The organism is Lacibacter cauensis (assembly GCF_007830055.1).
GTDB lineage: Bacteria > Bacteroidota > Bacteroidia > Chitinophagales > Chitinophagaceae > Lacibacter > Lacibacter cauensis.
Map to the genome: position 1 here is coordinate 481,191 of NZ_VLLE01000005.1, position 25,646 is coordinate 506,836.

39 protein-coding genes and 1 tRNA gene are annotated in these 25,646 nt (G+C 41.3%); 4 read left to right on the forward strand and 36 right to left on the reverse strand.

The features are described from left to right. From IQ13_RS15775 to IQ13_RS15935, 35 genes are all read right to left on the reverse strand, one after another. Complete coding sequence (locus tag IQ13_RS15775) at nt 1–432, reverse strand: hypothetical protein (RefSeq protein WP_144887531.1); 432 nt, start codon at nt 430–432, stop codon at nt 1–3. A gap of 12 nt (nt 433–444) precedes the next feature. Beyond that, nucleotides 445–1,050 carry a lytic transglycosylase domain-containing protein gene (locus IQ13_RS15780; protein WP_144887533.1) on the reverse strand — a complete coding sequence of 202 codons (606 nt, stop codon included), beginning with the start codon at nt 1,048–1,050 and terminating at the stop codon, nt 445–447. Continuing rightward, entirely contained in the window at nt 1,047–1,691 is a 645-nt protein-coding gene (locus IQ13_RS15785; RefSeq protein WP_144887535.1) for a glycosyl hydrolase 108 family protein, read from the reverse strand. Before IQ13_RS15785 ends, IQ13_RS15780 begins: the two co-directional genes overlap by 4 nt. A 6-nt stretch (nt 1,692–1,697) precedes the next feature. Next, a complete protein-coding gene (locus IQ13_RS15790; protein WP_144887537.1) occupies nt 1,698–2,054 on the reverse strand; it encodes a hypothetical protein in 357 nt (118 codons plus the stop codon). Continuing rightward, nucleotides 2,051–3,025: a hypothetical protein gene (locus IQ13_RS15795; protein ID WP_144887539.1), complete on the reverse strand. Its 975-nt coding sequence runs from the start codon at nt 3,023–3,025 to the stop codon at nt 2,051–2,053. The genes IQ13_RS15790 and IQ13_RS15795 overlap by 4 nt, the downstream gene beginning before the upstream one ends. An 89-nt stretch (nt 3,026–3,114) precedes the next feature. Further along, on the reverse strand, nt 3,115–3,300 hold the full coding sequence (locus IQ13_RS15800; protein ID WP_144887541.1) for a hypothetical protein: 186 nt from the start codon (nt 3,298–3,300) through the stop codon (nt 3,115–3,117). Continuing rightward, on the reverse strand, nt 3,293–4,156 hold the full coding sequence (locus IQ13_RS15805; protein ID WP_144887543.1) for a hypothetical protein: 864 nt from the start codon (nt 4,154–4,156) through the stop codon (nt 3,293–3,295). Before IQ13_RS15805 ends, IQ13_RS15800 begins: the two co-directional genes overlap by 8 nt. A 2-nt stretch (nt 4,157–4,158) precedes the next feature. Beyond that, nucleotides 4,159–4,575, reverse strand: coding sequence for a hypothetical protein (locus IQ13_RS15810; RefSeq protein WP_144887545.1), 417 nt, complete (start codon nt 4,573–4,575; stop codon nt 4,159–4,161). Between the two features lie 65 nt (nt 4,576–4,640). Continuing rightward, complete coding sequence (locus tag IQ13_RS15815; RefSeq protein WP_144887547.1) at nt 4,641–5,492, reverse strand: hypothetical protein; 852 nt, start codon at nt 5,490–5,492, stop codon at nt 4,641–4,643. Between the two features lie 67 nt (nt 5,493–5,559). Next, on the reverse strand, nt 5,560–5,934 hold the full coding sequence (locus tag IQ13_RS15820; protein ID WP_144887549.1) for a hypothetical protein: 375 nt from the start codon (nt 5,932–5,934) through the stop codon (nt 5,560–5,562). Nucleotides 5,935–5,993: 59 nt separating this feature from the next. After that, nucleotides 5,994–6,185 (reverse strand): hypothetical protein, encoded by a 192-nt coding sequence (locus IQ13_RS15825; protein ID WP_144887551.1) that lies wholly within the window; start codon nt 6,183–6,185, stop codon nt 5,994–5,996. Nucleotides 6,186–6,227: 42 nt separating this feature from the next. Continuing rightward, a complete protein-coding gene (locus IQ13_RS15830) occupies nt 6,228–7,688 on the reverse strand; it encodes a hypothetical protein (RefSeq protein WP_144887553.1) in 1,461 nt (486 codons plus the stop codon). A 6-nt stretch (nt 7,689–7,694) separates the two neighbouring features. Continuing rightward, nucleotides 7,695–8,198 (reverse strand): transglutaminase-like domain-containing protein, encoded by a 504-nt coding sequence (locus IQ13_RS15835; RefSeq protein WP_144887555.1) that lies wholly within the window; start codon nt 8,196–8,198, stop codon nt 7,695–7,697. 2 nt (nt 8,199–8,200) lie between these two features. Continuing rightward, nucleotides 8,201–8,587, reverse strand: a complete 387-nt coding sequence (locus tag IQ13_RS15840) for a hypothetical protein (protein WP_144887557.1) — start codon at nt 8,585–8,587, stop codon at nt 8,201–8,203. 18 nt (nt 8,588–8,605) lie between these two features. After that, the gene (locus IQ13_RS15845; protein WP_144887559.1) at nt 8,606–9,037 is read right to left on the reverse strand and encodes an LEA/WHy family protein; all 432 of its coding nucleotides are present in this window, start codon (nt 9,035–9,037) and stop codon (nt 8,606–8,608) included. Further along, nucleotides 9,030–9,248, reverse strand: coding sequence for a hypothetical protein (locus IQ13_RS15850; protein ID WP_144887560.1), 219 nt, complete (start codon nt 9,246–9,248; stop codon nt 9,030–9,032). The genes IQ13_RS15845 and IQ13_RS15850 overlap by 8 nt, the downstream gene beginning before the upstream one ends. A 106-nt stretch (nt 9,249–9,354) precedes the next feature. Beyond that, complete coding sequence (locus IQ13_RS15855; protein WP_144887562.1) at nt 9,355–9,540, reverse strand: hypothetical protein; 186 nt, start codon at nt 9,538–9,540, stop codon at nt 9,355–9,357. A gap of 50 nt (nt 9,541–9,590) precedes the next feature. Next, entirely contained in the window at nt 9,591–9,914 is a 324-nt protein-coding gene (locus tag IQ13_RS15860; protein ID WP_144887564.1) for a hypothetical protein, read from the reverse strand. Continuing rightward, on the reverse strand, nt 9,898–10,188 hold the full coding sequence (locus IQ13_RS15865; RefSeq protein ID WP_144887566.1) for a hypothetical protein: 291 nt from the start codon (nt 10,186–10,188) through the stop codon (nt 9,898–9,900). Before IQ13_RS15865 ends, IQ13_RS15860 begins: the two co-directional genes overlap by 17 nt. After that, a complete protein-coding gene (locus tag IQ13_RS15870; RefSeq protein ID WP_144887568.1) occupies nt 10,185–10,517 on the reverse strand; it encodes a hypothetical protein in 333 nt (110 codons plus the stop codon). Before IQ13_RS15870 ends, IQ13_RS15865 begins: the two co-directional genes overlap by 4 nt. A gap of 84 nt (nt 10,518–10,601) precedes the next feature. Next, entirely contained in the window at nt 10,602–11,000 is a 399-nt protein-coding gene (locus IQ13_RS15875; protein ID WP_144887570.1) for a hypothetical protein, read from the reverse strand. Next, nucleotides 11,000–11,284 (reverse strand): YegP family protein, encoded by a 285-nt coding sequence (locus IQ13_RS15880; RefSeq protein ID WP_144887572.1) that lies wholly within the window; start codon nt 11,282–11,284, stop codon nt 11,000–11,002. The genes IQ13_RS15875 and IQ13_RS15880 overlap by 1 nt, the downstream gene beginning before the upstream one ends. 121 nt (nt 11,285–11,405) lie before the next feature. Beyond that, entirely contained in the window at nt 11,406–13,031 is a 1,626-nt protein-coding gene (locus IQ13_RS15885) for a ParB/RepB/Spo0J family partition protein (RefSeq protein WP_144887574.1), read from the reverse strand. 35 nt (nt 13,032–13,066) lie between these two features. After that, nucleotides 13,067–13,459, reverse strand: a complete 393-nt coding sequence (locus IQ13_RS15890) for a hypothetical protein (protein ID WP_144887576.1) — start codon at nt 13,457–13,459, stop codon at nt 13,067–13,069. After that, a complete protein-coding gene (locus IQ13_RS15895) occupies nt 13,456–13,938 on the reverse strand; it encodes a hypothetical protein (RefSeq protein ID WP_144887578.1) in 483 nt (160 codons plus the stop codon). The genes IQ13_RS15890 and IQ13_RS15895 overlap by 4 nt, the downstream gene beginning before the upstream one ends. Before the next feature lie 181 nt (nt 13,939–14,119). Then, the gene (locus IQ13_RS15900; RefSeq protein WP_144887581.1) at nt 14,120–15,091 is read right to left on the reverse strand and encodes a hypothetical protein; all 972 of its coding nucleotides are present in this window, start codon (nt 15,089–15,091) and stop codon (nt 14,120–14,122) included. Then, nucleotides 15,091–15,333: a hypothetical protein gene (locus IQ13_RS15905; protein WP_144887583.1), complete on the reverse strand. Its 243-nt coding sequence runs from the start codon at nt 15,331–15,333 to the stop codon at nt 15,091–15,093. Before IQ13_RS15905 ends, IQ13_RS15900 begins: the two co-directional genes overlap by 1 nt. Next, nucleotides 15,326–15,616: a hypothetical protein gene (locus tag IQ13_RS15910; protein ID WP_144887585.1), complete on the reverse strand. Its 291-nt coding sequence runs from the start codon at nt 15,614–15,616 to the stop codon at nt 15,326–15,328. Before IQ13_RS15910 ends, IQ13_RS15905 begins: the two co-directional genes overlap by 8 nt. A gap of 10 nt (nt 15,617–15,626) precedes the next feature. Then, nucleotides 15,627–15,896, reverse strand: a complete 270-nt coding sequence (locus tag IQ13_RS15915) for a hypothetical protein (protein ID WP_144887587.1) — start codon at nt 15,894–15,896, stop codon at nt 15,627–15,629. A 389-nt stretch (nt 15,897–16,285) separates the two neighbouring features. Next, nucleotides 16,286–16,389, reverse strand: a tRNA-OTHER gene (locus tag IQ13_RS21395). 181 nt (nt 16,390–16,570) lie between these two features. After that, nucleotides 16,571–16,837 (reverse strand): hypothetical protein, encoded by a 267-nt coding sequence (locus IQ13_RS15920; protein WP_144887589.1) that lies wholly within the window; start codon nt 16,835–16,837, stop codon nt 16,571–16,573. A gap of 51 nt (nt 16,838–16,888) precedes the next feature. Then, nucleotides 16,889–17,566, reverse strand: a complete 678-nt coding sequence (locus IQ13_RS15925; protein ID WP_144887591.1) for a hypothetical protein — start codon at nt 17,564–17,566, stop codon at nt 16,889–16,891. Continuing rightward, a complete protein-coding gene (locus IQ13_RS15930) occupies nt 17,541–17,759 on the reverse strand; it encodes a hypothetical protein (RefSeq protein ID WP_144887593.1) in 219 nt (72 codons plus the stop codon). The genes IQ13_RS15925 and IQ13_RS15930 overlap by 26 nt, the downstream gene beginning before the upstream one ends. Before the next feature lie 5 nt (nt 17,760–17,764). Continuing rightward, nucleotides 17,765–17,908 carry a hypothetical protein gene (locus IQ13_RS21400; RefSeq protein WP_158637416.1) on the reverse strand — a complete coding sequence of 48 codons (144 nt, stop codon included), beginning with the start codon at nt 17,906–17,908 and terminating at the stop codon, nt 17,765–17,767. Between the two features lie 59 nt (nt 17,909–17,967). Further along, entirely contained in the window at nt 17,968–18,333 is a 366-nt protein-coding gene (locus IQ13_RS15935) for a helix-turn-helix domain-containing protein (protein WP_144887595.1), read from the reverse strand. Between the two features lie 347 nt (nt 18,334–18,680). On the opposite strand from IQ13_RS15935, the gene IQ13_RS15940 reads away from it, so the two are divergent. From IQ13_RS15940 to IQ13_RS15950, 3 genes are all read left to right on the forward strand, one after another. Next, a complete protein-coding gene (locus IQ13_RS15940) occupies nt 18,681–19,022 on the forward strand; it encodes a hypothetical protein (RefSeq protein WP_144887597.1) in 342 nt (113 codons plus the stop codon). Nucleotides 19,023–19,085: 63 nt separating this feature from the next. Beyond that, a complete protein-coding gene (locus tag IQ13_RS15945) occupies nt 19,086–19,673 on the forward strand; it encodes a hypothetical protein (RefSeq protein WP_144887599.1) in 588 nt (195 codons plus the stop codon). A 13-nt stretch (nt 19,674–19,686) separates the two neighbouring features. Then, the gene (locus IQ13_RS15950; RefSeq protein ID WP_144887601.1) at nt 19,687–20,106 is read left to right on the forward strand and encodes a hypothetical protein; all 420 of its coding nucleotides are present in this window, start codon (nt 19,687–19,689) and stop codon (nt 20,104–20,106) included. 470 nt (nt 20,107–20,576) lie between these two features. Here the strand turns inward: IQ13_RS15950 and IQ13_RS15955 are convergent, their stop codons facing one another. Beyond that, nucleotides 20,577–24,359, reverse strand: a complete 3,783-nt coding sequence (locus tag IQ13_RS15955) for a WD40 domain-containing protein (RefSeq protein ID WP_144887603.1) — start codon at nt 24,357–24,359, stop codon at nt 20,577–20,579. A gap of 575 nt (nt 24,360–24,934) precedes the next feature. Between IQ13_RS15955 and IQ13_RS15960 the strand changes: the two genes are divergently transcribed. Beyond that, on the forward strand, nt 24,935–25,516 hold the full coding sequence (locus IQ13_RS15960; RefSeq protein WP_144887605.1) for a hypothetical protein: 582 nt from the start codon (nt 24,935–24,937) through the stop codon (nt 25,514–25,516). The last annotated feature ends 130 nt before the right edge of the window (nt 25,517–25,646 follow it).

The following is a 25,646-nucleotide window of genomic DNA, read 5'->3' on the forward strand; positions in this document are numbered from 1 at the left end:
TTACTTTTTAAGTTCGAAATATTTGCCTTGTACTAACAAATCGTACGTGCGTTGCGGCAATTTTGCACCATTGAGATTTTTGGTAATCAATGCAGCCAGTTTAAACAGAACAGCATCCCGGCCGTCTGCAGGTAGTTTCTGTAGCTCTGCAACAATGCAGCGGAACTTATCTGCATCGCTTAAACCTTTACAGGCATCTACAATACCTAAGGCTGTTACAGATACCTTTGTTGCCTGCAGTAATTGTTGTCGTACAATACGATCGATATCGCCTGGTATAATGGCTTCTATTACATCGGCCACCGGGCTTTCTAAAAATTTCTTCAACCCGTTGGTAACAGCTAATGCATATTCTACATGTTGCTCCAGGTAATCATCTACTTTGTTCCAAAGGCTGCTGATGGCCCTCCAGATGCGTTTTAAAAACTTCATTTGATGTAAGGTTTATATGAGTGAATTAATCGCTAGTGAGCAAAAAAAAAGCACTACTGCAGCTGCAATACCACCCGCTGCAGGTGCAGCTGCTTTTATTGCACCAAACACAATATCCCGGTGTGCAGCAAGTACACTATTGAAAACGTACTGCTTAAATTCTTTTACCGTAATCTGTGCATCTTTATTGATGTTCACGACCGGGTTTTGTTTTGCAATTACTGCAGCTGATAATTTACTTGTCTGCAATACCCAGGTATCGGGCTTGCCAATTAAGGCAGGGAAGAACACAACTGAATACACATCGTAGTAGCTTTTCATTTTGCCTTTGTATGGCAGGAAGTAACGACGAACATATTCCAGCTGATCTACCGGGTTCATCACTTTTAAAGCCTCTACAGAGGTTTTTAGCCCACGTGCAGTATCGGGCATAAACTGTATTAAACCGGTAGCGTTTGTTTTGGGGTTTACTGCAGCTGCGTTTAACCGACTTTCAGACCACATTACTTGCATTAACCAGTGTGGGCTTATAACCAACTCGTTTGCAATAGCAACTACTCGATCGGCAAAAGCTTTTTGCAGATCTGCTCTGATTGTGCTGATTCTAAGTAAACTCATGATTTTATGCTTTGCCAGGGTAATGTGAATGATGGAAACTGTAGCGTAGTCTTCGTAGCTGCAGGGAATTTATTTACCCGGTCACGAATGAAAGCATCGGCAAGTTGTTTGCTGAAACTTTTAATACTTGTGCCTGGTATTGATTTTGGACTTCTGTAATACAACTCTCTGTTACGACGAAGCAGGTTGTAGAAAGCTTCCTGTGCATTATTAGCCACAGTTATTACTGCAGCAGACAGTTTTGCTTTACTAGCAGCAACATTTTTCTGCAGTTGCTTTGCGGTGTAATTGATGACAGCAACAGCATCATTTTCTTTGTGTAGCAAAAAATCATAAACAAAATTTGCAATATCCTGGTTGCGGAAAAGGTTGCCGCTCATTAATCCATTCCAGTAACGGTTAAAGTAGTAATCAGCTATTAACTTATTCAGCTGTTCATCATCAAATTTTGCATAGCGTGGCGTACGTGTAATGCTTCCGTATTTGGAAGTAGCTAATTGAAACAATCGTTTCCATCCCGGCCAATTCGGATTGTACTTGTAAGTAATACCGGCATAGGTATGCCCGGCGCTGGGATCGTTCCAGTAGCCACCCTCTAAGTCTTTTGTTTTTTCTTTTGCTATGGTAAACTGTACGGACATGCGCAATTATAGTTCTGATAAAAGGCTGCGATAAACAACAATTTTGTTATTCTTATCGGGTACAGGATCTACACCAAACGTGTATAAAAACGGACCAGGCACTGCACCTGCTCCCGGTGCAACTGTAATAGGATCGTTTGCCTTATCAAACAAAACAGACAGTTCCGAGTAATCAACGATATCCGGGTTTTCATTGTCGAATCCAAACCCTTCACCGGGCTTCAAGACATGGCTGGTTCCGATTGTTGCATTGGTGTTGCCGGCATTGTATAAAAACCAGCAATGACAACCATTTGCTTTGAACGTTTCGTTTTGCAAAATGGCGTCCTGTTCTGTAATACGTTTGTATTTTGGCTTCATCACTTGCTACCTCCTTTGTTGTTACTGAATAATGACGGCAATACTTTAGCGGCTACAACAGCTATTCCTGCCCACATAATCACCGATTTAATTTCTCCAAAGAAACCGGCATTGCTTCTGTTATCGATATTCTGTTGCTCTGTGCGAGCCTGCTCATTACTTTTCTTTACTTCATTGGCAACATTGTCACGGCCTTCCTTTGTAATTTTTCCACCGGCATACAATTCTTCAGCCTTCAGCAATGTTTCAATATTTTTTTGCTGCGATAACAGCAGGTTACGATGCTTCACCGTATCCGTAATAAGCTGCGTAATTTTTGTTGCGGTGTACAGCGTTGCACCTGTACCAACAATTGCAAGCACAACCCAAACAATAACAGGGATAACACCAATATTTACAACCTCGCTAAGCTGTTGAATGTTAAGTGTGCGTACCTGCAGCTGAATTTCCTTTGGAAGTTTTTTTGCAAAATCCTGCACAGTGTAATTGTGCGTTACAACCGCTTCCTGCAGTTTTTGTTTTTGCGATGCAGATAGGTTTTTCTTTTGTGCATCGTAAATGAGTTTAGCATTTTTTTGTGCCTGCTCTGTAAATGATTTCAACTCTTTCTCCAGGTTTGCAACCTGTTGATACTTATCTGCAACTTTCTTGTCAGATGTAAATGTTACAAACGCAAACATTTCATTTGGCTTGTAACGGGTAACATACCTTGTGTTGTTATGGAAGACCTCTACATTAAACTGCATCGACTGTAGGTATTTGTTGATGTCTGATGTTTTCATCAGATCATTTACTGTAGAGGGTTGAAAGCGAATTTCCAGCTCCGGGTTCTTTACAATGTCAATGTACTTTGCCTTTGCATCATTGTCTGCGTTGGCCATTAACTCCTTAAAGGAATTAAATACCCGTAACCTGTTATCGGATGGTTTTTTTGCAACGAATGTTTTGCCGCCAATTGTAAGGCTTTTGCCCATTACAATTTTACTGGTAAGTAAATAACGCTTTATCTTGTTTCCACCGGACAAGATAAATTTTCCTACTTCCAAAAAATAAGGCGGCAACATCATAGCTTTAAAATTTTCTTTCCCATGCTCCACTGCTTGGGATTGTTTATTTTGATATCAGCTAACTTCTCCAGTTGTTTTGCTACATCGGGGTTATCCTTACAGAGAAGATCTACTGCTTTCATAACCCTGTCTTTATCATCCTGCGATAATTTATCGTAGGAGAGTGTAAGTACATTACTCATCGCTCATGCCTTTTAGGTAATCGAGCCCCATACTGTACGTATCAGGATCGTTCTTTTTTGTACGTGCCAACAGTTCCAGCTGTTCGGCCAATTGCTGCTGTGCTGCAGGATCATCGGCCTGCTCACCCAACATATCGCTTAAAGCTGCTGCAATGCGTTCCTGCGTGTTTGTAGCCGCATCCTCTACAGTTTCTGTACTGCCAACAGATGATGGAGCTTGTGGCGCTGCAGCGGCTGCAGCTGTTGTTTTAGGCGCTCCTGGCATTAAACCTATGCCGGCAACTGTTTTCATTAAATCCTTTGCGAATTCGCTTTTCTTCAGTTGCGGCCAAAACATGGTACCAATGCTGTACAAACCACCATTGATGCCACTTTCTTTTTCAGCCAGCTCTGCTTTCAGTCGTTTGTTTTCCTCAATCAATTCCTGTTCTTTCTTTTTACGTTCGGCTTCTTCAGTCATCAGCTTGAACTTTTGCTCAATGGCCTGCGTAAAATTTTCCGGCGTTACTTCGCCGATTCCATCTAAATAAAGGGGCTTGCCTGCAGGTTCAGTGGTACTGCCAATGCCGGCCATTGTTTGGCCGCTGCGTTCTACCTCGAACGTGCAATCGATAATACCTTTACTAATGCCTGGCTTTGTACTTGCGGTTAAGTAATACATGCCGGGTGTTAACCGGTTTAAGCAACCACGCAGATCCTGCAGCGATGCTTCCAAACCAAGATTCTCAATTTCGAAATCTGATTTAGCAACAAAGTTGCCTTGCTCTTTTGCAGTTTTACTTTCGCTGATTTTCCAGTACGGCGCTTTCATTTGCCGTACCATTTCCAGCACGTTATCTTTTCCGTAAATAGCCACAGTTATTTGTTTGGTTGATCCTGGTAGAGGAATGTAATGAGGAACGCATGCGTGGTTAACAAACCGGTGCGATCGTACAATGTGATGTAGCTTTTAGATACATCAATCGGAAACGCATCCAGTTCCATTACCCATGTTTGCGAATTAATAAGCGTTTCCAACGGAAGCTTTTTTATTTCTTCCTGTCCGGTTTTTTTATTTACCAGTGTGAGGAAAGCCTTTTTTTGAATGGCATCCGGAACAATTGTCTTTCCTTCAGGTGTTGTACCAATTGCTGCAGAACCAATGATGATACCGGTAACAAACATGTTATCCAGCATTTTTTCATTGTCGCTGAATTTGAAACGCTCACTGTTTACATTGATGACAGGTAATTCGAACAGCGTAGTTTTCTTAACAGGAAATTTTTGTAAACTCATATACTGCTTTTGAAAAACCATCCCGCACCGGCGGGATGGTTTTATTAATCAAATCGGTTTGCTTATTACGCTCCTTTAGAACCTTGTAAAACTTCGAAGCCGAAGAGTTCCATTACCAGGAAGTGTTCAAAACCTGCAGTTGCAGATGTACCACCGGCAAATGCTGCATAAGTTGGGAATACCACTTCAATTTCATTCTTCTTATCACCATCAATGATGATATGCGGAGTGAGGTTAACAATACCTGCTTCGGGGCTACGCTGGTCGTAGTTGGTACCTGCAGTTTGTTGCGTTTCTGGAATGTGCAGGAAGCGACTCATTGGGAAACCTTTCAGCTCATCCTTATCATCGATGTTCATACGCAATGCACCTTGGTAGATTGCCAACAGATCTGCAGCTGCAGCTGCACCAAATGCAGTAATGTTTGGATAGGTATGCACCAACCCATTTGTTTTAGCATTGGCAGTATCTTGCTTTAATAAGCCAATACGAACACCGGTTGCAATAAACGCATCGTTACGATCGAGACGGCGTTCTGTACTCTTTACAGTTGCACCATCGCCGAGGAACGTACGGAAACGAATGACAGGCTCTGTATTTTTAATCGGCGCTTCCAGTCGTAAATACCCGGGAACAACTTTTTTACCTTTAAAACGTGGGCTCGTGCTGTTTACTAAATAAGCTGCACGTTCAGGATCTGTTACTAAAGCTTGTACCAGTGCCTGTCCTTCTGTACCGGTACCGCTACCAACATACATACCCAATACACCGTTTTGTTGAGGAATAAGAGAACCAGCCAGGTTAACAGCAACACCGGCAATTAAAGAAGCTTCTACACCTGCACCGAAGTACACACATACTGCAGCAATAAGCAGGGAGAACACAGAAAACGTTAAGATTGTTTTCAAACTTTTCATCGTGAATAATTGAAAATGAGATAATACTTTTTGAATGATTTTTACCAGAACATTAATCGGTTACCGATTACGATTCGCTGCCTGCCATGGTAGCAGATGCTTCTTCATAATTCATGTAATCTTCCTCTGCACCGCTAAGCGTATCATCTGCTTCGCCGATACCAGGAATGTTCAATGCTTTAGCCAATTGTACAGCACCCTGTGCCATCATACCATCGGCTACGGCTTCCATAAAGCCTGCTTTTTTGCCACCGCCTAAGAAAGCGGGAACCAGTGCACCGGCAACGATTTGCGCCCCGGCAACAACCATAGGAGCAGCTTTACCGTTGCTCATTTTGGTTACCTGTGTAGCAACCACGTTGCTTACAACAGAACCAACTACCAGACCGGGCGCTTTATCAATAACACGCTTCACGATCTTTTCAAAATTTAATTTTGCCATTGTGAATAATAAAAGAATGAGATAATAAGGTTTAACGGTTATGCATCACCGAAAGCGTTTTATTTTCTGCGTTTGCCTGCAGAGCGGCAGCCCATACGCTTGAGCTGATTCTTTAAAGCAGCGAGCTGTTTTGCTTTTTTAGCAGCTCTCTTCTTTTCAGACTCTTTGCGTTTGATTGCAGCGATCTTACTACGGGTGCTTTTAATTGCACGATCGATTGCTCCAACACCCGCTTTTTTCTTTGTTGCCATTGCTTAAAAATGGTTTCGTGATGTAATAATGATTAACTATGTTTAGCAGTTGCACATGTTACGGCCACCACCACCCGTTACCGGATCAATAGTGCCATTGGGCACACTGCGTTTAATTTCTGTTCCAAGTGTTTTGCCTTCGCTTTCATCCAGCGCCTCCGGACCTTCCTCAATTTCTTCCGCTATTTCTTTAACCTGCTCATCTTTGAGGTAAGGCAGTTTTTCCTTCACCTGCATTTCAATTTTCTCTATTGTTTTTGCAACAGGAGGAAGTGCTTTAATTGTTTCGATGATATCGGTAGCAACTTCTTTTGTTTCTTTCTTCTGCTGATCGTTCAGGTTGCTAAAATCATTTTCCAGATCCTGGTAACTGAATGCATCGCTTGCATCACGCTCGATATCGGGCATATCATCTGCAGTAAACTTTTCGGCTTTTTCTCCCTTAAATACACTGCTGATTTTTTCAATTAACCAGCTGATGGCGCTTAATGCGGTACCAACCAAATCACCACTTCCTGCTTTGCTCACTACATCCGTAAGCTTCGTGTTTTCGTTTTGCGAGGAGGTTAATTTTTTGAAGAAACCTTTCTTCTCTTTTTTATCGCTGGTAGGTGCAACCGGGCTAAGGTTGGTTACTGCAGTAGCTGTTTTTGGAAGTTGCTGTTTTAAAATTTCTGCAGCTTGCTTTTTTACAATTGTGGCGGGTGCAGTTTTTACAACCGGGGCTTTTACAGGCGCATTAGCGGCCTTCTTAACAGCTTTGGCAGTTTTCTTCGCTGCAGGTTTTTTAGCAGCTGCTTTGGCCTTTGCCTTGCCAATAAGTGTACGCATTTCATGCTTCCGGTTACCTGCAATACCACTTACACGTTTTGCCAGGCGTTCGGCTAAATAACTTTCGGGGCTTTTACCAAAACGTTTGGTGAGGTTGTTACGGATAATGGCCATAAAGTGAGGATCCTTCATACCAATTCCGTTAACAATAAATTTGCGGAGCTTTTCTACTTTGGCTTTTTTACGTGCCATCAAATCGGGCAACTTTGCACCGGCCGGTGTAAACAGATACAGAAACATTGGCGCTGCTTTTGGCAGGTATATTTCCAGCGCACCTTTTGCAACTAAGCGTACCGGTGCTGTAACCACCTTGGCAACCGTTTTAGCAGCCTTTTTTAATCCGGTGCCTACTTTCTTCAGTAACTTACCTGCACCGCTCTGTTTGCCCTTTGCTTTGGCTTTACCGATCATTTCATCGGCCATACCAATAATTGCATCCGGGTTATCAATGTTTTCAATCGCACGGTTAATGGTTGCAAGCGATGCATCGTACCGGCTTGCATAAGGACTGCCAATTGCCTGCGCATTTTTCTTTTCAATTTCAATGCGCTGCTTTGCCAGGTACAATTCAAATTCTTCATCCGTCATATCATGGTAATCCTTCGGGAGAGAAAGAACACCCGGAATATTTTTTTGTGCTGCAGCAGATCCTAAGTAGGCTATCCTTGTCATAAAAAATTATTTGATCAAATACTGTTTCTTGTGCTTATAGGGCTTTTCGGAATTAAACGGACCACTCCACACTGCATCGAGTATAATTTGTTTGCCACCATCGAGCGGCACATATACATACACATGCGTTGCAGTAGGATTACCGGCTTTGTAACTCACAAAACGATAACCGTAAGGAATACCAAGATTTTTTAAACAGCTTCCGATGAACAGCGAGAACGATTTACAATCGCCGCTTTTATCGGCAAACAAACGGCCGGGGCTTTTAATCCACTGGTAACCCAGCTCATCAACCTTATACGGGATTTCATTTTTTACGAACTCCCAAATATTCCTGCAGGTATCAAAGAGCGATGCACCTTTTAAAGTGGGTGCAAACTTTTTTGTAAATACAGCGGCTTTGTCATCAGCTGCAAGCAGTACATCAATAATATCCTGCGTGGTACCGTTGGTATGCTTCAAATCGTTTTCACCGGTAGCAGGCAGTATTAAATCTGTTCTGTACTTCAACTTCACGCAGCTAATTGTTTTAATCGTTTAGCGGCGGCGTTTACAACACCTGCACGAGTATCGGTACCGGCCAACGCATTTACTTCCTCAACAGTAGCTGCAGCTGTAATTTTTGCAACCAGGCTTTTTACTGTTTCAACAACAGGTTTGCCTGCAGCTGCTGCTTTCCCTTCACGCTCACCGGGCAAGTAACTTGCATGGTTGTGTGAGCAACCACATTGGCGTTCGAAAACTGCTAACAGATCTGCATCATCCTGTGCAGGAAATTCGCCGCTTACAAAACCTGTACGTGGCTTGCTTACATAGAAACCTGTTTCTGTTTTGCAGATGAACACAATCCGGTTTTTCGGGTCGTGACGTTCTTGAACAGGTGTGAACACTTTATCCATGATTAAAAATTATTGACGTTAAGAAGGTTGCCAGTTGTATTTGATTGGTACATCGAAATAGGCAGTACGTATAAGCCCATCAACAACGGCTTGTGCATCTGCAGTTTTATTGATGAGTGCAGCAACAAAACCACCAAGCGACAGGCGAACCGTCATATCTACTGCAGTAGAACTTTTTGCCGCAATGTTTATGGCTGTTTGATTAAGGAAGGTTGCAACGGCCGCATTTTTAAAATAGATCTTACCGCTCACTTGCTGTACTGGTATACTCTCTGCATTCGGGTTAAAGATGTTTAACTTAAAGTTGAGCATGGGAGTGAGGCCATTCCAGCGTAACGCAATATTGCTAACGCCATACGTTAGTAAATCGAACGCCTGTTTTTTTGCAGCGGCCCGTATACCTAACCAGGCTAAACCAACACCGGCTGCAATAATTAAACCTTTACTCATCTGTACCTCGTTTTTTATCAATCCATTTTTTCAGGTAAGAAAAACCAAGTTTGATTGCTTCGCCTACAGCTGCACCAATCATTGCATATACGGCCACCTCAAACATTTTTCCTAAGAAGGGCCCGGGTACCGTTTGCAGCAGTGTTCCTTTAAACCAGGCGAAGACTCCGCCTCCTGCTCCACCTATCACAGGTGCGTTGTCTTTATTCATCTTACCGTGTGAAATTGAAATTGAGTACAAGCATAAAAAAACGCTCACCATGTGGTGAGCGTTTTGACTGTTATTGCAGGATTTGATTGGAAATGATATCCTTTTATCAGCTGCTTTTTATCAACCTTTGAGCAGCTTCTATACATTCTTCACGTAGCGAACTGCTATGTACAAGTTCAACATCTAAGTAACCGTAATTGTCAATTTTTACTTTCCCATCTTCACGTACTTCCTTATAGTCTGTTAAGTACACAATTGCTTGTTTATTTGTGCTTCTTTTATCTTTCCACAAGTAGTACATACAGTTTTATTTACAATAAGTGTTAGTGAAAATATTATTTCCTAGTACTCTGCACCCGGGTATGGTTGGTTGATGGCCGCTAAAATTTCGTACGTATTACGATAATGTTCAACCACCAACTTTTCAGTTTTTGCCAATGCTGTTTTTAAATTATCCCGGTTCATTTCTTCCGGAATAAAACCACCAATTTTTGATAGTTCAGCAATGGCTTCCAACTCATCATCGTTTGCAGTTGCAATTGCTTCCAGTGCTTTGTGCCATTGCTGCAAGGCAACAATAATTGTTTCGAACTGTGATGGTGTAATACCAACAATATCTCTTGTGCTTGAAGGATCGGCGTAATGGCCGTTAACGATTCTTTCCATAAACTTTTACAACACGGATGAAGCCCGTAACTTTTTTGTAAGCAAATAATTTTTGTCCAAACCGTTTCCCCAACAAACCAATAACGTAATACCACAACCATGCTTGCCAGGCATACAGCAAACAGTCTGTTGTTACACCATGTTTCACATAAAACTTTTTATTGCGCCGGTACAACACAACAGGTACGCCATGTTGCAATTTGTTTTGGCCATAGTGTTTATCTAACACCAACACATATTTGCGTTGCAGCAAATGCTCAATGTATGTTCTCATATCAGTTCCAGGTATTGTAAAGTTTCAACGTAATCCAAACCGTGCACCGTACAAAAGTCTTTGATGGTAACGGTTTGCTTTTCTGTTTTTGCAAGTACATCACGCACCAATTGTATTTTGCGCCTGGCTGTACTTTCGCTGCAGGCATACAGCTGCACAATATCTTTTGCACAAATGGCAATGCGTTGAGGCTTTACATTGTTCGTCATGGTGAAATAATGGATTGTTTCGTTTTTATGGTGACGAGGAATTGACGAAGTTTTAACGGCTATTTTACGGGGGAGTGTGGTAAGGGTATTGTACAGGTTATTTATGGGTACCTGTACCATGCTTTTAAGCAGTATTACCGTAAAAAAAATAAGACGCAAGGCCATTAATTGAATGGTTGTTTGCGTCTGTACATGCAATATACATTATCTTTTTAAATCCTGCATCGATTTTCCGCTGTTGATGATTTGATGTTTGATTAATTCTTTATCCAACACATCAACCAAATAGCGGCACAATTGCAACAAATGCCACTGATCTGCAGTTACCGGATACTGTATTAACAACCGGTTAAAGATCACAGCCTGTGCATCGCTCAACTTCAAATTAATTTTTGCGCCTGAAGTGTTGATGAGTTTTTTATTTACACACAACATCACTTCATCCATAATGCAGTTAACAGCAACAACGGTTAAAAATTCTCCGCATTGTACAGATAGGTGAGCAACGTTAGCCAGGTTGCTCACCTTTAACTGTTTGAAGTAAGGGAAGAAATATTGCTGCAGATCTTCTGCCTGTTGCCGGTAAAGAGGAATGGTTACCATTACTCAATGTCTTTTACGTTAATCATTCCGTTTTCATCAAACCTGATTAATTTGTTTACAGGCATTGGACCCGTGCAATCAATTACAGGAATTTCCATTGGTGAATGTAATACACACATAAGCGATAGCGTAATGTTTGTATCTGCAACAATTGCTTTAAATGCATTTTCTTTTCGTGTGTAACTTTCGCTGCTTTTGGTAATAGCTTCACCATTGCCTGCGTACTTAACAAAGTAGAATTCGCCGTTACTGTCTTTGTGCAGTTCGATTTTTTTTAAGCCCATATTTTTTGTTTTAGATGATGAGTTTAGAAAAATGTCTGTTACGATTGTTGCAATACCTGCAGCTGCATTCCTTGTAATGCCGATTTTTCGTAACTGAACGTATGCAACAGTTTTAAAGATGCTACTGTGTAGCTTCTGCAGCAGCTTCATTTTTCTTTTTCTTTTTGGTTGATGCTTTTACTGCAGGTAATTCTTTCTGCAACTTCTCAATGCGTGCAGTGGCGCTAAGGCGTTTCTTTTCCAGCTCTGTGTTCATTTCGAAACGCAGGTGGCTAAGATCCATGCCAATCCAACCAGCGAATTGTTCTAACATGTAGGATCGATGTGTTTTACTTGTTGGACGACCAATTTGATCAAAGAAGCATTTCGCAAACAGTTCCAACTGTTGTTGCTTATCGAGCATTAATAATTTTATATACAGCTGCTCGGGGAACTTTGCATAATTTTCTTCTTCTTTTTCCGTAAGCCCAATGCTTTCTAAAAACTCATCATCCCATTTATCAACAGTCAAAAACCACAGGTACCTGGTAAGGACATCAAATTGTGTACTTAATTCAAGTTTCCACTCACTGCCTAGCTCTGCTTTATTGTTAATAAATTCATCGGTAAACTTGTTCACCTTTTCCATGTACTTTTCATACAATAATTCTTCTGATCGTTCCAGGCGTTGATTAATAGCTGCTATCTGCATTTCGGTGCTTACTTCCTCATTGCTGCCTTTTCCTTTTTCTTTGGATTGGAAGTACACGGTAACAATCTTTCCTTTCTTACTCCCATTCAGCATGAACACTTTCCGGCCATCGGTAAACTTTCCCCACTTATGATCGTAATATCCGTTTGTATATACCGGTACCTTCATTTTCTTAGCTTCATCAATAATGCGCTTTGGCGGGTTATCGCTGTACTGTTCTACTGCAAATGCAATATTGGGTTCGTGTGCAATAATGTCGTTTGCTTTTTTCACCAGGTGCAGATCTATCTTCATGCTGAAACATTTACCATCGAGGCAATGATCTTCTTTGGCCACATCTTCAAACAACAGTGTACGGCATGCTGTACGTTTTTGGCAGCTGCTGCAAGCACCTGCTTTTGGTAACAGCGTTGCATCGTTTTTATCGAACGGGGCTTTACCAAGATCGTGCAGGAACAGGCGGTTAATTTCATCGTGCAGATCTGCAACGGATGATGCATACCTGGTTCCATACTGTGTTTCCGCCTTCATCAATTCTTTTTGCTGCTCCGGGTTGAGCTTTGCAAATACTTCGGCCTGTGCAATGGTGAGCTGCTTCTTTAAAAAATCTTTCTGCAGCTCCGGGATGAGTGTTGTTAATGCCAGGCGATGTGCAATGTAACGTTCGGGCTTGCTGAACTTTGCAGCCAGTTCTTTTACATCGCAACCGTTTTTTTCTTTATAGGCTTTATACGCTGCTGCTTCATCCATGGGATGTACATCTTTGCGCTGCAGGTTTTCAATTACCTGTACTTCCAGTATATTATCGTCGGCCACTTCTTTTACCTGTGCAGGTATTGTTTCCAATTGAGCCAGCTGTGCAGCTGCAAAGCGCCGGTTGCCAAAAATAAGTTCGTACCGGTCCGGCTCTGTTTTATGTGTACGAACTAATACCGGTTGAAAGATGCCGTCTTTTTTAACTGATGCAACCAATTGCTCCAGCTCTGCAGGATCTTCATCAATTTGGCGGTAGTTGGGGAGTGCGGTAATGTTACCGATGGGGATGTTTAAAAGCATGTTGTTAAATTTTATTTTGGTTGTTAAGAAGAAAATTAAACGATGGGCACGTGTGCAAGTTTGTACAGTGTTCGTTTGCCAAGCTTCACCGGCTCCGGAAGTACTTTAAACCGTAAGCTGCTTTCTTTTTCACGAAAACTTTCGAACAATGCATCGGTTGTAATTTTGTTTTGGAAAACAAGGCTGCTCGATTGCGTATTAAAAAGTTTCAACTCAAAACCTGTATCGCTTTTCTCGATGTACCATTCTCCCAAATCTTCTTCATCCTGCAAAAAGGAAATACGATCGCCTAACTTTAAGTTTAATTTTTCGCAAATCATTGGCGTAAATGATACACGTCCTTTGCGGTGTACAGCAATAATGCTTAAGCTGTGTTTGCCACCTCGTTTGCTGGTTGCTGTGGCCATGCTGAATTCTTTCAATTTCATTTGTTTAAATTTTGGTTGACTAAATTTTTGAAGTCGTGTGCTGCAGGATCTTCTGTTTGTACCAACACACGGCCGTTTTGAACAATGTAGTAGAGTGTATACACAGGATCGGTTATTACCGGGTCGTTAATTTCAGTTGCTTCGCCTTTGTAATAATTGCGGCAAACAGTATTGAAATCTTTTTCGCCGGGGTTGCGCATGTAAATAGTTGCTGCAGTGTACTTGCCTTTGTACGATCGCTCGATGAGGTTTATAAGATCGGTGTAGCCCTTTTCTTTATCCATGCGGATGTTTGGGTAAATGCCTGCCTGCAGCTGATTGTAGGTGCACTGGTGCTCGTTACCGTAGAAATGCCTGGCTTTGCCATCTTTAAATTTTACATAAGCACGGAAGGAAAAGTATTGCTGTAACAGCCATTTGATGTTACGCTTCATGTGGGCCTCTTGGTCGGGGTCTAACGGGTTTGTAAGTTTTGCCATGGGTTGTGTTGAAAAAATCGTTTTAGCGCAATTCTGGAAATTCTTGCAAGTTTCCAGTACAATACCGGAGACTGGTAATACTGGAAAAGAATTCAAACTCTAACATGTGACCACATGTGTAGTTACTAATTTTAAAAATGGGGGCGGGGCGGCGGCCGCCCGGGCCTGCCGGCGGGCCTCGCTACGCTGCTTTCTTTCTCGTTTCATCGTCTTCTTTTTTTGTTGGGGTTATTTGAATGCTTACCTGGTCGCAAAGCCGCCATGCGGTTCTTTGTGCCGTCTTATTCCATTTGTAACCTTCGTGTTTGTTACCACTTTTATCAACCCAATACAAGCGGCTCTTATCGTTACTGTTTATACAGTGCTGTTCAATTACAGCAATACCCAGCTTGCGGAATTTCTTTTTGATGTAGGAAGCACCTTGGCCACTTTGGTAACCATGTTGCCTTGCCCATGTGGTAACAGACCGGTTAACATCAGCACGAAGAGAAAAGGCCACAGCTGTCAATCCTGACTTATCCCTGAATACAATTTTCTGCAGGCGTAACAATGCCTGCTGAAATTGTTTTGCTGTTTTAAGCTTATCATCAGTATAGCCTAACTGTCGAAGCTCGTTCAGCAATTCAGTTGCGTTTCCGGATAAATTTTTTTGGAACTTTCTGTATAACTCTTGTAACTGGTTATCCTGGTTACTCTGCACTTCCTGTGCAACTAGGATGTATCGAAATACTTGTCGTTCATTTTCATAATCGAATGGTTTGTATTGTACGGCTGTTGTGCCTTTGTAACTGATGCCCATTATCTGTGCAGCTTCTTTATAACTGCACAGTGTAATGTTGCCGGTTTTCTTATAGTCTTCTGTAATGAGGTTGAGGCGTTGTAATGCATTCAGCTGCGATCGGAAGGTGCAATCGCTTATACGCAGGTAATCGAGCAGCGTTCGTTTCTGTTTATTCCATTGCTGTATAACACCACTGGTGGTAAAAGATTTTAGCAGGAACCATGTTGCCCAATAACGCAGGTGTGGATTGATCATGTAACCTTTTGCACTTTCCTCACGCAGCGTTACTAAATGATCTGCAGCGCCGATGAGTACCGGCACAGCATATTCCTTTTTACTGTTGATGGATAATATAGGTGCTGCAGTACTCACTACCTGGCTAAAAAATTATTGAATGCGCTTTGGCGAAATGCAGGTTTGCTTTTTGGTTTTACCTGCACCATCATGTGCAGGGCTATAGCCTGGTCAACTTCCTTTTCCTTAACAGTAATGGCATGATCGAGCAGATGATTTTTTTCTACCTTTCTACGATCCTGCAGGCGGCGAAGCTCCTGCACCATCACAACAAAGTTGTGAAGCTCCTGTACCGGTGTGAGTGTTGATTTTTTAGGCATGGGTTGTATGTTGTTTGGTTATTCCATGTTCCTGCATCAGCTGTTCAACAGCTGCTTTTAATTCTGTAAAGCCGATTGCTTTTGCAGTTTTATTGCAGTAGCCAAGTGCTGTTTCAAACTCACTCATTTCGCTTTGCATTTTTGCAAGATGAATTTTGCAGCCATCTTTAAAACCATACTCACCAAGCTTAAAGCTCAATGCGTAACTGTTGTAGATGCGGGTCCAGTCTACAATCATTGCAATGGTGTACAGTTCGAATGTGTTGAGTTGGAGTACGTTCATATTCTTTTAATTAACGGGTTGGTATTGCTTCCATGAATTGTGTTATAATATCTGAAGCCTTGAAGAACTCTTGTGAAAAGCGAACAAGATCTATTACCCTGTATACACTAAACAGTTTTTTAAAGCTGTCAATTACATTGCTGCTCGTAGCAATAGTTATAACAGTTTCATCTTTCTCACGCAAAACCATAATTGCATACGAAGCAGAAACTGCAAACACAAAAGCTTTTTCGCTTGCGTCTGTTGTGCACAGAGGAAATGTTGTTGCTGTATCGCTCATAATGAAATTTTAAAGTGCCGGTCTTTCCCGGCTGTCAGCAGATAATGTTACCTTATTTCGGGTCTGCTGTTATCCTTTTGATAACCTCCGGCATCAACACTTTTACTTCACCTTTACGTTAAGGTTACTGTGATGCAAATAGTAATGTGATCGATACAGGATTCGAACCTGTCAACCCAAGTCAACACTTCGCTTATTGCACGTAAGGCTCAGCTCATCATGTCATATTCAAGGTGCGATACCAACCCGCCAATCGATCCCAACTATTTTTCGGATAGCTCCGACTGGTTACTTAACCAGCTGCATCTTACATATCGCTTGTAAGAGTAGCGCCGTGCCTTTCCACGATGTCAACAAACTGGCTGTCGCCTCCCGAAGGATGAAAGTTGTGAGCGTAGCAGGCTTCGAACCTGCAAGGAGGCCGGTTAAGGTTGTCTCCGGACAAACTGAACGGACAGTCTTTGTCGGTGTTTACCAATTTCACCATACGCTCTTGTGTGGTTGATACGTGTAAGTTTTATGTAATTATCGAAGGCCGCTGTATAGACATACAGCGGCGATCTGTATCTGTTAAATCAAAACCGAATCATCAACAACAGGCGATGCCGATTATCATTGCCATTGCCGTTGCTATTTGCAGCATCCATTCCTGTTGTTGATGTTTCATACGACAATTATTTATTATCATGGTTCAGTGCCCAAAAGCGTTTTATCTCTGTTATACCACCATCAGGTTCTGTTTGAACCCATAATCCTGTTTCTTCGTTTCGAATAACTACACCATCCTGGTAATGTGATGTACCATCAACCTCAACCCATGTACCATATACACGATCACCCTCACGAAATTCTTTTCCGCCAATACGTGCTACATCTTTCCAGTTCTCCATTTCGTTAGCTATTCTCCCGAAGGATTGCAGAGGATTTTGCATTTCACTCATATCTAAAAAATCGATTTTAATTTTACCGCTGCATAGACATGCAGCGGGTACTTACCTTAACCGAACCCTATGCACCGTATGCATGTTAAACCAATAAATAAATCCTGCACTGAACAACACATGTTGTTTTGTTGCTGTAACAGCTACATATACACTTCCATCTTCAACAGCAGGTACCCAGCTTTGCGCCGATACTGTTACGATGTAGCTGTTACTGTTTTTTCGTTTATCATCTGTGCTAACCATGTAACGGCAATAACCACCCATTACCTGCAGCGAAAAATTATCGGGGAGTGCATAATAGTAACCGGCTTTTGTGTAAAACAACACCGGCTGATCTGCACGTACAATTGAATGAAAGCCTGCCTGCACTTGCCAGGCTGCGTATTTATAACCTACAGCCAGCTCACCCGTTAAACCACCGGGTGCAGCTGCACCGGCACCAATGCTTGTGTATGTTTGTGCCGCTGCACCGTATGTACACAACAACACAAGTACAAGCATCAAAGCTTTGCTTAGTTTGTGCAGCATACTGTTGTTATGGAAAAGGCGTTTGTTGTAATAATCCGTTAATGCTTTTTTTGCAGTATCAGTTGTTTGCAATGTTTGCAAACTCATCAGGCTTTTTGTAATATCATCGTTGGCATCACGTATGCAAATAACACCTGCAGTAATTTCTTCCTGCGTAAGTGTTACTGTAATTTCAGCAGGTAATTGTTGGCCGTCCATCGCTTGTATTATTTACATCTGTTAACAATGATTGTACCTGCAGCTTTGCAACTTGATTCTCGTAATGCTGTTTACTTTGCATGAGGTAATTGTATTCCTGGTCGCTGCAGAAGCAAACACGTTTTTCTAAACGCTGTTTGTAATGCTCCAGCATGGCCATGCAGAATGCTTCGTTTGAAGGTGTGAGGTGCATGTGGGTTAAGATTTTTGGTTTATGCGGTTTCGATAATTTTTCGCATCGGCTTCTAAGGCATTAACAACTCTCTTCAACATTTGCGCAACTTGTTCTACAGTAGCCAGCAACTGTTCATCTGTTTGCAATGCATTTTCAAGCTGTTCCATTGCATCACGGTTAAACAGGGTTGATGTAACCTTCACATCATTTTTGAATCTTTCGTAACTCATATTGCTACTTTACTTTTGAGTTTGTAATTGATGCTTACCACTGCAGCACGTACACGGTGATCTTTTATGAACTGCTTTAAATCGCCTGCAGTAATGATGTAGTCTTTGCCTGGCTTACTTGCCTGCAGCTTACCGGTGCGTATATAATCGGCAACGGTTTCTTTTTTGCAGGTAAGCAATGCCGCTGCTTCTTCGGTGGTGAAGCACTGTAGTTCATCAAAAAAATAGGCGGGCAGCAATTGCTGCACCGCCTGGTACACTAACCCAGTGTAATCATCGGTATTGAATTTCGAAACCGGTACGGGCACACATGGGTTACATGTATTATTGTTGGTAGAACGGGGCGTGGTTGACTTGCGCATGGCTTTAACAAATTGTTGGCTGGCAGTACCCGGTTAGTGGTACAACCGAACTTTTTATTTTAAGTCTTATATTTAGCCGGAAATAAAAAGGCTTCTCCCGGTGGAACGGGTAGAAGCCTAGTTGGAGAGTTGCCAAGTAAATTTGTGAGACTTTACTTATTGCCAGCGGCGGTGCAGACGCAAGTTTGAACCGACCCGCTAACTATTTTAAAGCATGAACTGCTTTTAAGAACTTTTTCGAACGTCTCACTTTTCGATGCCTGACCACTCTCCAGCGGCTTGACAGGACAAATATTGGAAACTATTTTCATAATTATCAAATTTTTGATGAAAATTTTCTTCATTGAATGAATTCTACAAGAGACAGAATATTACAATTTATTGATTTTAAGAAGATTAGCAACAGGAAGTTTGCCGAAAAAATTTCTGTTAGTCATGTCTATTTTAGTAAAACCGGAGCCATGGGAAGCGATGTGTTGGAGAAAATAAGTTCCAATTATCCTGAATTGAACATGGATTGGATTATTTCCGGACGAGGCGAAATGATTGTAAAACCTGAATCAAGACATCTTTTAAACGATACTGAAGAGAAATACCCAATTGCTAACTGGAAGGATAAATATTACGACTTGATGGAGCGATATACATCGCTCCTGGAACAACTAAACAAGTTAAAAAACACAGGCTAAAAGCAGTTTGGGTAAATCCTGCACAACAGCAACTTTTTTAGTAACCAAAACATAAACACTCACATGAAACCCTTGATCTTCATCTTTGTAATTTTTCTTATTTCGTGCGGCAACGCCAACACCAATTCAGGTACAAGAGACACTGTTGTTATAATACAACAAACACCGGTAAATGATTTGAAAGAAACATCTAACACTAATCAATCGATAGTAGATTCATCAGCACCTCCACCAATCGAAAGCAACACACAACAAGTTCCTGATAATGCAATCGAAGTTGGCTTTGACGAATCAAATTTCATTGGTTCAAAAACAATACAGTTGCAAACTTTTGGAAGCTCATGCGAACATGCTGGCAAAGGTGATATGCGTGAAGAGGTTTGGACCATTTCAAAAAAAGGCAATACATACACGTTAACAGCAAAGGCTGAACAACGTACAATTTCGAAGTATACAGGTACACTTAACAATAACAAACTTTATTTGACGGGAACATACAGCGATTATCTTTCAGGATTTATAAGCAAAGGGAAGCTTACACTTGAACTAAATTCTGAAAACAAAATAAGTGGCGAACGTCACATTATTACAGAAAATTCTGACAATTCTCCTTGTGAGATCCATCAAATGATCTTTCAAGTTTCACAATAAAAAATCAGTGTAAATGGTTGAAGTATTAACACCTGCACTTAAAGATAAACTGCTCGAATACATTGTAAAGAATGCAGAACTGGAAAAGCATGTATTTGGCCATAGAGAACAGTTTGTAAAGGAAACAGAATTGTCGATTTCACTACTGCAGGCAGCATTATATCAATTTGAAAGATTGGGATTGCTTAAAGATGTTGGAATAGGCTCTTTATCTGTTGAGTTTACAGCAACAGCCGAACTGCATGATTTTTATTTGCGTGGAGGCTTTACAGTGAAAGAAGAAATTTTAGAAAAGAACATCGAAAAACTAATGTTTGAAATTGATCATTTGAAAAAAAGTCTTACACCTGATCAGCTCGATACCGCCAACAGGCTTTCATCGATTGCACAGGGAATAGGAGCTGCAGTACAAATTTTAACAACAATTAAGTAGCCAATAACGTAGCCAATTCCGCTACAACTCAATACAGGCAAAGATTTTTACAATCCTGACGGAGTCACAAAAAAGGGTTTTACAGCAATGTAAAACCCTTTTTTCTTTTTTGTAACGCCCTACACTCTTTCTCCGTTGTAATTGCGGTAACGTCTGCCCCGCTTTAAGAGAAAGGAATCTCTCGGCTCGAAGCTTGAATTACTACAAATACCGGGTGCCATCGGGTAAGCGCCAGAGCAGACGAAACGCCGAACCAATCTCCCGTTACGAAGTGGGAATTATTCGCAGCAGATTGCTTCGGTATAAATCAAAGCTAAAAGACTATATCCGCAGATGCTGCGGCCGGAGTTATTCACTCGAAATAAAGCTTCGGTTGTGGCATACAACAGGTAAAAAACAGTTTCTTCAGTTCTGTCTTACTACATTTTTGTCTTTATTACTAACTTCCTTTTGAAGTGGAACCAATGTTTTTACCAAACGATCCAATCAAAATCTTTCAATTCATTTCTGGTAGTAGGTTTTTGCAGGCCATTTGTTAATTGTTCTACCCGTTCGCCTACAATTTGTTTAAGTTGCGACACTTTGATGTTGTTTTGCTTTTCCAACGCTTCAAGCAAACAAAATGTAAATACGCCGTTTTCCAGATCGTTCCGTTCCTGTGCAAACTGTACGCCTCCTGCCGCAGAAATAATAGTAGCTCCGGTGCCTTTACCAACATTTATAAACAGCGATTGCATCAATTCGAAACTGTTTTGTAAACCCAGTGTTTTCGTTTTGGGTATAGTTGCATCTTCTCCTTCTTCTTCTGATCCACGATTCATGATGAGGCCTTTATTGCCTGTTTTGTTTTTTGCCTCCCTGATGGCCAGCATTTCGTCTTTATCTACTTCACCGCTATGGCAGGCATCTATTAACAACAACTTCTTTCTTGCCGGAATCGAATCGAGTAATTTCTCGATTTCTTCATAAACGATACCTCCTTCTGCAGGATTCCTGAAGTTGACATTATACGACGATAAATAGTAATCGTATTGTTTTGATAACAATCCGTGACCTGAGTAAGCTATAATTACTTTGTCGTTGATATTCGTCTTAAGTAGTTTTTGTTTCAGCGCCTGTACATTTTTGAGTGTAACATTTTTATTGAATAATGTGTCAATCACAATCGCATCACCATACTTTTCTTTAAACTTCAATGCCAAATCACGAATATCTTTTACACACCACTGCAGGTTTCTTTTGTTGTCGGCAAACTCATTAATACCAATACCAATAAAGTGAACGGTATCTTTAATTGGTTTGGCTGCCGTGAATTTTACATACAAAGGCATCCGGTAACTTTCTGTTCCGTTAACATTGGCAACAGATGTTTCAATCCGGTTTTCACCTTGCGATAACCGGATGGTAAGGGTAGTGTCAAACGTATTGCTCTTCCGGTTTCGGATACTAATTCCTTTCATACCAAACAAAGGCACTTCGTTGATCCAGATATTAAAATGGTCAAGGGTATACATACTGTCTGCACCCTTAATACGCAGCGTCAGTTGTTCATTGGGTAGCTCGTAACCAATTTGCGTCCGGTTGCCAAAATCTGCTTCCGGAACACTATATCCATCTGCAAACTGTGTGGTATCAATCCCCAGTTTTTTTATTCGTTTGTTGTAGGCCTGCCTGTAGGAGGCTATAAGTGCTGTGTCACGAAAGCCGATTGCTTCCAGTACTTTATCCGGTCGGTTGAATTTTACATCCAGCTGTTCAAACGTAATAATCTTAAGATCTTTGCTTACGTAATGCAGTAAACGGCTCGCCGTTTTATCGGCCATATAAAAGCCTGAAGGCAGTACACGCAGCGAATAATTTTTATCGAGCATGATGTATGAGTAAAGCAACTGCCCGGTAGTAATGTTCCAGATCTTTGCAGTATTGTCTTTCGATACGGTAAGTACTTTTGTTTGATCGGGTAAAAGTATGGTAGCGGTTACCTCATTGGTATGGCCCACCAGTTTCGTAACAATTCGGTAATCGCTTGCATCATATATCGCTACATCATCTTTATAATAAGCAAACAGCAAACGGCCATCTTTACTTAAAACTAATCGGGTAGCAAATGCAGAAAACTCATTCATCTGTTCGCCTGTAAGCGCATCAAGCACAAGAACTCGACCATTGTTTGTTGAAATAAAGAGCCTGCTTTCATCGGCCGACCAGCATACGTCCCATCTGGCTTCATACTTTTCGGTAAAAAGTATTGCTTTTTTCCATAACTGTTTTAATTTATCCAGGTCCCATAACGAAAATCCATTGCTGTCGGAGAAATGCGAAACAAATACACGGCTGTTGTTGCTGTTAAAGAAAGGCAAGCCTGCGGGTATGGTTAAGATGGGTTTTTCTTTTTGTTCATCGTATACATGCATATTGTCTGCACCGCCGGTTATGAAGCGGTTGCTCATTCCAACAAAGTGAAACCGGTTTAGGTGTTCGGTAGTTGCCCAGGAGCGGATAATTTTGTTTTCGGGTATATTTTTTAGCGTTATTTTATTTTCTGTAAAAGAAACAAAGCGCTGCATGGTTGTATTTACGGCCGATTGCCATATTCTTTCATGTTCAATGCTGTACTTTAATTTTCCTGTTGCCGCGTCCAGCACATACGATCCCCAATCGTTATTGCCGATAAACAATTGTTTACTATCTGACGAAAAAGTAAAGCTGCCCTCTGCATTTTGTGTTAAGCTTTGCATGCCTCTTTTTTGTACATCAGCATCAACCACCGTAAGCGAGGGGGCCTGCCAAATACTAACTTTTTCATCATTTGCGAACACATCATTATTGTTGTCGTTCTTTTTTCTGATCTGTACCAAAATACTATCGTTAGGGCTATAGCGAAGAAACTGTACATCCTCGTTAACAGGATGCATAAACGGCGAAATAAGATTACCCTGCAATTTCCAGAAGGTTGGATTTTTATCCGGATTGGTAACCAGTAACGCAGGCTTATTAACCAGAAAAGCATCATCAATAGTTTGCGTAATTGTTTTCATTTGTACAACCAGTTTGCCGGTTTCTGTATTCCAGATTGCGAGACTTCTTTTACTGTTATACGTGCCTGCCAGAAACTTACCTGATGTGCTGAAAACGGGAATACTTAAGTTGTCAGATTCTTCAAACTCAATAACTGTATGCTTTGTGTCAAGATTAAAGCGTTTGCCTTTGTCGTCATGTTTTAAAAAAAGCTCCTTGCCATTGTTGGTAAAGGCTGTTTCGTTAAACCGGCCTAACCCTGTTTTTATTTCCATTCCGGTGGCAGCATCCCACACCCGTGTGCCGCCGATAGCAGTGGTCATTAAATATTTTTCATCGGCACTGAAAACTGCTGTTTGCAACGAACTGTAATCCGAAACTTTGAGAGTAGTAATTAATTCGCCGGTTTGTACATTCCACAAACGGGCGTCTTGTTCAAATGGTGAAGCTGACAGCAGTTGTTTACCACCGGGGCTAACGGTTAAAGAGGTAGCCGCAGATGTGTGACCGGATAGTGTATACTTAATTTGATTGTTCTTTACGTTCCAGATATACACCTGTTTGTCGTAAGAAGCTAAGGCAACAGTTTGCCCATCGGGAAACCATTGCGCAGCTGTAATAACAGTATTTGGTACGTCGAGCTCTGCAACCCGTTCACCCGTTTTGGTAGTATAAATTTCCGGTTTGTCCGAGTTGAAAACGACCAGCAGCAAACTGCCATCAGGACTGTATGCTGCTGCCTTAGTGGAATATTTCCAATTTGCTTGTAATTGTACAACCGGCAATCCTGTTTCCGAACTATACAAAGCAGGTTTCAGATCGGATGAATTATTTTCAACCGTAAACGTATTCCCGTCCGGACTAAACACCGCATACGCTATATAGTAAGGCCCTGTGGAAACGCTACGAAGGCTTTCGCCTGTTTGCACATTCCAGAGTATGGCGGTTGTGTCTAAATCGGCGGTTGAAAGCAATCGGGTACCCTGCCGGTTAAACTCAATCGATAAAATATCATCTGCATGACCTTTTAAGTCGGCCAGCAGTTTTCCTGTTTGTACATCCCACAACTTAATCGTCTTATCTTTTGAACCGGATGCCAGTATGCGGCCATCGGGGCTGAATTTAAGAAGCGTAATATCATCTGTATGTCCAACAGGTAATACCATGCGTGGTGTTTGCGCCCAACCGGTAAACGAAGCAATAAACATCAATAAAAAAAACAGCTGCCGTTTCATAAGTCCAATGTAAGCATCATTTTTTTTGCAGCTATACCTCGAAAGATGTATTTTTTCGTATTGTTTGTTATCGTTACTAATCGAAATAGAATGCCTGTAACATCAGCAAATGGTCAGCATTGACTCAACAACTGCTGCCTGATTTTATATAAACATAAACTTTTCTTCGTGTACCTTAACCTCTTAGCCTCAAACCATTTTTATTTGTTTTAGCGATGCACCAAGTGCAGCCGAAAACCACCGGAACAGCCTGCGCTAACAACCCAAACTTTATGCTTCCTCCGGAATAAAATTTTGAATGCTGAAGATACAAACTCCGGTAGCCTATACGTGAGACACCGGGTGTACTTACACAAACGAAGAGACTACGGCTGAAACAAATCATACAAATCATCTTTTAAAAATATTTTTTTTCTTGTTGGCATTCACATCGTCAGCAGTGCTGTGTGCCTAGAAACTTCACTGTAAAACCAGTATTGATTACGGGAACAATGCTGCGGCTGGAAAAGAAGGAAACAAAACACCGGCGAGTACCTTACAGGAGACTCGCATGCGAAAAAGAATTACTTTCAATTATGGAGAAACCTTATAACGGACAAGCAATTCTTAACGACACGTTTAATGAGCTTGAAATTATTATTCCAACAAAAAAGAATTGGTTGATAATCGTTTTTCTTGGCGCCTGGCTTGGCGGTTGGACAATGGGTGAATTTCTTGCAATTAGGATGCTGATAGGTTCTATAGCAGAAAGCATGGGTTTTGTAAATCTCTTTTTGCTTTTTTGGCTTTGTGGGTGGACTGTTGGCGGCTTCTTTGCATTAAAGACGCTTTTATGGAATTTGATCGGAAAAGAAATTATTACAGTTGGTGAAGGACGGTTAACAATCGTAAAAATGGGTTCACTGCTTTCGAAACCGAAAACTTACGACTTACATGCTGTGAAGAATTTAAGGGTTAACGAAGAAGGACAACAGGATTACGGTGCTTTCTTTGGTGGGCGTAATAGTTTTGCAGGAATGACCTCCTCAACCGGAACAATCCGGTTCGACTATGGTTTCAAAACAATAAAGTTTGCAAGTGGTATAGATGAAGCAGAGGCAAATTTTATTATCGGAAAATTAAAGTCCAAGAGATTAATATCCGAAACTAATTTATAATCGAAATAAGGAAGGAGACAATTGCTGTAAGTTGCCGTTGCTTGTGCTTTAACAAATACAAAAACTTATATTGGAATGAAACCTGATTGTTCGTGACGGACGGATTCAGAAGATGCAAATCCTGATGTCT

Excerpts from the sequence above, each read along its gene's own strand:
- IQ13_RS15775 (WP_144887531.1), bottom strand. The coding sequence starts at position 432 with ATGAAGTTTTTAAAACGCATCTGGAGGGCCATCAGCAGCCTTTGGAAC.
- IQ13_RS15780 (WP_144887533.1), bottom strand. The coding sequence starts at position 1,050 with ATGAGTTTACTTAGAATCAGCACAATCAGAGCAGATCTGCAAAAAGCT.
- IQ13_RS15785 (WP_144887535.1), bottom strand. The coding sequence starts at position 1,691 with ATGTCCGTACAGTTTACCATAGCAAAAGAAAAAACAAAAGACTTAGAG.
- IQ13_RS15795 (WP_144887539.1), bottom strand. The coding sequence starts at position 3,025 with ATGGGCAAAAGCCTTACAATTGGCGGCAAAACATTCGTTGCAAAAAAA.
- IQ13_RS15800 (WP_144887541.1), bottom strand. The coding sequence starts at position 3,300 with ATGAGTAATGTACTTACACTCTCCTACGATAAATTATCGCAGGATGAT.
- IQ13_RS15810 (WP_144887545.1), bottom strand. The coding sequence starts at position 4,575 with ATGAGTTTACAAAAATTTCCTGTTAAGAAAACTACGCTGTTCGAATTA.
- IQ13_RS15815 (WP_144887547.1), bottom strand. The coding sequence starts at position 5,492 with ATGAAAAGTTTGAAAACAATCTTAACGTTTTCTGTGTTCTCCCTGCTT.
- IQ13_RS15820 (WP_144887549.1), bottom strand. The coding sequence starts at position 5,934 with ATGGCAAAATTAAATTTTGAAAAGATCGTGAAGCGTGTTATTGATAAA.
- IQ13_RS15825 (WP_144887551.1), bottom strand. The coding sequence starts at position 6,185 with ATGGCAACAAAGAAAAAAGCGGGTGTTGGAGCAATCGATCGTGCAATT.
- IQ13_RS15830 (WP_144887553.1), bottom strand. The coding sequence starts at position 7,688 with ATGACAAGGATAGCCTACTTAGGATCTGCTGCAGCACAAAAAAATATT.
- IQ13_RS15840 (WP_144887557.1), bottom strand. The coding sequence starts at position 8,587 with ATGGATAAAGTGTTCACACCTGTTCAAGAACGTCACGACCCGAAAAAC.
- IQ13_RS15845 (WP_144887559.1), bottom strand. The coding sequence starts at position 9,037 with ATGAGTAAAGGTTTAATTATTGCAGCCGGTGTTGGTTTAGCCTGGTTA.
- IQ13_RS15850 (WP_144887560.1), bottom strand. The coding sequence starts at position 9,248 with ATGAATAAAGACAACGCACCTGTGATAGGTGGAGCAGGAGGCGGAGTC.
- IQ13_RS15860 (WP_144887564.1), bottom strand. The coding sequence starts at position 9,914 with ATGGAAAGAATCGTTAACGGCCATTACGCCGATCCTTCAAGCACAAGA.
- IQ13_RS15865 (WP_144887566.1), bottom strand. The coding sequence starts at position 10,188 with ATGAGAACATACATTGAGCATTTGCTGCAACGCAAATATGTGTTGGTG.
- IQ13_RS15870 (WP_144887568.1), bottom strand. The coding sequence starts at position 10,517 with ATGGTACAGGTACCCATAAATAACCTGTACAATACCCTTACCACACTC.
- IQ13_RS15875 (WP_144887570.1), bottom strand. The coding sequence starts at position 11,000 with ATGGTAACCATTCCTCTTTACCGGCAACAGGCAGAAGATCTGCAGCAA.
- IQ13_RS15880 (WP_144887572.1), bottom strand. The coding sequence starts at position 11,284 with ATGGGCTTAAAAAAAATCGAACTGCACAAAGACAGTAACGGCGAATTC.
- IQ13_RS15885 (WP_144887574.1), bottom strand. The coding sequence starts at position 13,031 with ATGCTTTTAAACATCCCCATCGGTAACATTACCGCACTCCCCAACTAC.
- IQ13_RS15890 (WP_144887576.1), bottom strand. The coding sequence starts at position 13,459 with ATGAAATTGAAAGAATTCAGCATGGCCACAGCAACCAGCAAACGAGGT.
- IQ13_RS15895 (WP_144887578.1), bottom strand. The coding sequence starts at position 13,938 with ATGGCAAAACTTACAAACCCGTTAGACCCCGACCAAGAGGCCCACATG.
- IQ13_RS15905 (WP_144887583.1), bottom strand. The coding sequence starts at position 15,333 with ATGCCTAAAAAATCAACACTCACACCGGTACAGGAGCTTCACAACTTT.
- IQ13_RS15910 (WP_144887585.1), bottom strand. The coding sequence starts at position 15,616 with ATGAACGTACTCCAACTCAACACATTCGAACTGTACACCATTGCAATG.
- IQ13_RS15915 (WP_144887587.1), bottom strand. The coding sequence starts at position 15,896 with ATGAGCGATACAGCAACAACATTTCCTCTGTGCACAACAGACGCAAGC.
- IQ13_RS15920 (WP_144887589.1), bottom strand. The coding sequence starts at position 16,837 with ATGAGTGAAATGCAAAATCCTCTGCAATCCTTCGGGAGAATAGCTAAC.
- IQ13_RS15925 (WP_144887591.1), bottom strand. The coding sequence starts at position 17,566 with ATGGACGGCCAACAATTACCTGCTGAAATTACAGTAACACTTACGCAG.
- IQ13_RS15930 (WP_144887593.1), bottom strand. The coding sequence starts at position 17,759 with ATGCACCTCACACCTTCAAACGAAGCATTCTGCATGGCCATGCTGGAG.
- IQ13_RS21400 (WP_158637416.1), bottom strand. The coding sequence starts at position 17,908 with ATGGAACAGCTTGAAAATGCATTGCAAACAGATGAACAGTTGCTGGCT.
- IQ13_RS15935 (WP_144887595.1), bottom strand. The coding sequence starts at position 18,333 with ATGCGCAAGTCAACCACGCCCCGTTCTACCAACAATAATACATGTAAC.
- IQ13_RS15940 (WP_144887597.1), top strand. The coding sequence starts at position 18,681 with ATGAATTCTACAAGAGACAGAATATTACAATTTATTGATTTTAAGAAG.
- IQ13_RS15945 (WP_144887599.1), top strand. The coding sequence starts at position 19,086 with ATGAAACCCTTGATCTTCATCTTTGTAATTTTTCTTATTTCGTGCGGC.
- IQ13_RS15950 (WP_144887601.1), top strand. The coding sequence starts at position 19,687 with ATGGTTGAAGTATTAACACCTGCACTTAAAGATAAACTGCTCGAATAC.
- IQ13_RS15955 (WP_144887603.1), bottom strand. The coding sequence starts at position 24,359 with ATGAAACGGCAGCTGTTTTTTTTATTGATGTTTATTGCTTCGTTTACC.
- IQ13_RS15960 (WP_144887605.1), top strand. The coding sequence starts at position 24,935 with ATGGAGAAACCTTATAACGGACAAGCAATTCTTAACGACACGTTTAAT.